The organism is Kitasatospora sp. NPDC001159, assembly GCF_053598235.1.
Genome location: NZ_JBSFJV010000243.1, coordinates 1 through 2,604, shown reverse-complemented (window position 1 = coordinate 2,604; position 2,604 = coordinate 1). Strand labels below are relative to the sequence as shown.

Sequence of the window (2,604 nt, the reverse complement as noted above, 5' to 3'; positions counted from 1 at the left end):
CTGCCGGTCGGCACCGCCTCCGCCTACCTGCGGACCAGGCAGGCGCTGCTCGCCGCCCTGGTGCGCCGGTTGGTTGAGCTGGACCAAGGCGAGCTCCGACGGGGGAATCGCGCCCCGCCTCCCGGTGGGGGGACGGCGGAGCGACGGCACACGGCGGCGGGCGCGGCACGGGGGAGAGCCCGCGCCCGCCGCCGGTACGCCGTCCGGGCGGTGATTGTCAGTGGTGCCGGTCACGATGGGGGAGCACGGACCACCCGGTCCGCGCGCTGCCTCGGAACGGGGGAGACCATGACCATCAGCCACCCTGAGCCCGTCACCGCCCGCCTCCACTCCGCCGCCCTGCCGCACTCCCCGGGTTCCTCCGGGGGCCGCCCCGCCGGGCGGGACGTCCATCCCGTGCTGCGCCGGATCGCCGCGCCACCCGCCGCCCTCGACCTGCTCGCCGACGCCCACCGCACGCTCGTCCGCGCCCGCGCGCTGGAGGACCCGCTGGAGCGCTACGCCACCGCCCACCTGGCCGCGCTGCGCACGGTGGCGGCCGTGCTGGCCGTGCGCGGGCGGCCGGAGAAGAACCCGCGAAGGCGCAAGGCCATCCGCAGCGCCTGGGAGGTGTTGCCCGAGGTGGCCCCCGAACTGGCCGAATGGGCGGTCTACTACGGCGCCGGCGCCCGCCGGCGGGCCGCCGCCGAGGCCGGGATCCGGGGCGCCGCCTCGGCCCGCGACGCCGACGACCTGATCCGCAACTCCGCCCTGTTCCTGCGCCTGGTCGAGCGCCTGCTCGGCCTCCACCCGACCCCGCCCGTCCCACGGCTCCCGCTGGACGACGACGAGCCCCGGGCGTGAACGGCACGGCCGCCCGACAGACGTGAGCGGCCACCCGGCAGGCTTATGGTGGAGGCATCCTGATCGAACTGCACGTGCCAAGGAGCCCTACCTTGTACCCGACGCGTCCCCGCAGTGCCCTGCGTACCGCCGTGGTGTGGGAGGTGGTGCGGGCAGCCCTGGAGAAGCGGGCGGCCGAGCTGGACCAGCCGGTGCTCGACGTGGTCGACACCGGTGGCGGCACCGGCAACTTCGCCGTGCCGGTGGCCAAGCTCGGCCACCGGGTCACCGTGGTCGACCCGAGCCCGGACGCGCTGTTCGCCCTGGAGCGCCGGGCCGCCGAGGCCGGGGTGACGGACCTCGTGCGGGCCGTCCAGGGCGACACACAGACGCTGCCCGAGTTGGTCGCCCCCGGTACCGTGGACGCCGTGCTCTGCCACGGCGTGCTGGAGGTCGTGGACGACCCGGCCGAGTCGCTCGGCAGCCTGGCCGCCACCCTGCGCAAGGGCGGACTGGTCAGCCTGCTGGCCGCCAACCGCAACGGCGCCGTGCTGGCCCGCGCTCTGACCGGCCACTTCAACGAGGCCCGGGCGGCGCTCTCCGCCGTCGACGGCCGCTGGGGCGCGCAGGACCCGATGCCGCGCCGCTTCACCGGCGAGGAGCTGGGCCGGCTGGCCGAGGGCGCGGGCCTGCGGGTCGAGTCGGTGCACGGCGTGCGGGTCTTCGCGGACCTGGTGCCCGGCGTGCTGGTGGACACCGAGCCCGGTGCGATGGAGGCGCTGCTGAAGCTGGAGGAGGCCGCCGCCGCGCAGCCCGCCTTCCATGCCGTGGCCACCCAGCTGCACCTGCTGGCCACCCTGGTCTGAGCCCTCCGGGCCCCTGCCGCCGCCGTACGGTTCGCACACCGTGCGGCGCGGTTCGCTTCCCGGACGGGCGCCGGTCTCCTGCGCCTCGCCCCGGTGCGCTCGCGAACCTCCCCAGCTGCGGGCCGATTCCACCGGATCGGGCACTTGTCCGACCCGTCCCGCGTTGACCCGGGTGCGGCCCCGCCCGGTCGAAGTGGCCCGTCCCACGCGGCGCAGACCACCCCGTAACGGGTCCACGGACCGTATGATCTGGGTAAAGCCGGAAAGCATGACAGCCGGATGCGTGGGGCATATGGACGACACGGGCCGGGTCCCCCGCACAGGCGTCCGACCGTGTGCCCAAGGCTGATTGGACTTGCCTCCCCGACCGGGGTGGCGGACCGGTCGCACCCGCGACCGACGAGTAGGAGGACTCCGTGCCGCTCTCGGAGCACGAGCAGCGACTGCTCGACCAGATGGAGCGAGCGCTGTATGCCGAAGATCCCAAATTCGCGTCAGCGCTTGAGGGAACCGGGCTGCGCACCTACACCCGTCGGCGGGTCTATCTGGCCATCGCCGGTTTCGTGGTGGGGATCGGCCTCTTGATGGGCGGCATGGTCGTTCCGGACCAGATCTGGGTCAGCGTCGTGGGCTTCCTGGTGATGCTCGGGTGCGCGGTGTTCGCCGTGACCGGCTGGCGCCGCGGGCCCGCGGGCCAGGGCTCCGGCCCCCGCCAGGCCGCCGCCCCGCGCCGCAAGGCCGGGATGATGGACCGGGTGGAGCAGCGCTGGCAGCGCCGTCGGGACGAGCAGACCGGCGGCTTCTGAGCCGCTTCACCACGACGGACGAACAGGACGGGGCGGGCAGTCGAATCGCAATGACGATGCACAGGACGTGCTGTTCCCGGGCGGCTACCGGCAGATCACCGACCTGCTGG

At 74.6% G+C, this 2,604-nt stretch carries 3 protein-coding genes; all 3 read left to right on the top strand.

The genetic code is table 11. The features are described 5' to 3' along the window. Positions 1-288 precede the first annotated feature (288 nt). The 3 genes from ACWC9T_RS41465 (at position 289) to ACWC9T_RS41455 (ending at position 2,494) form a co-directional block, all read left to right on the top strand. A complete protein-coding gene (locus tag ACWC9T_RS41465; protein ID WP_449826195.1) occupies positions 289-843 on the top strand; it encodes an SAV_6107 family HEPN domain-containing protein in 555 nt (184 codons plus the stop codon). Between the two features lie 92 nt (positions 844-935). Beyond that, positions 936-1,688, top strand: a complete 753-nt coding sequence (locus ACWC9T_RS41460; protein ID WP_449826194.1) for a methyltransferase domain-containing protein — start codon at positions 936-938, stop codon at positions 1,686-1,688. Between the two features lie 416 nt (positions 1,689-2,104). Continuing rightward, complete coding sequence (locus tag ACWC9T_RS41455; RefSeq protein WP_387623388.1) at positions 2,105-2,494, top strand: DUF3040 domain-containing protein; 390 nt, start codon at positions 2,105-2,107, stop codon at positions 2,492-2,494. Positions 2,495-2,604: the final 110 nt, after the last annotated feature.

What these genes read in the sequence shown, in the direction of transcription:
- ACWC9T_RS41465 (WP_449826195.1), top strand. Translation starts at nt 289, where the DNA reads ATGACCATCAGCCACCCTGAGCCCGTCACCGCCCGCCTCCACTCCGCC.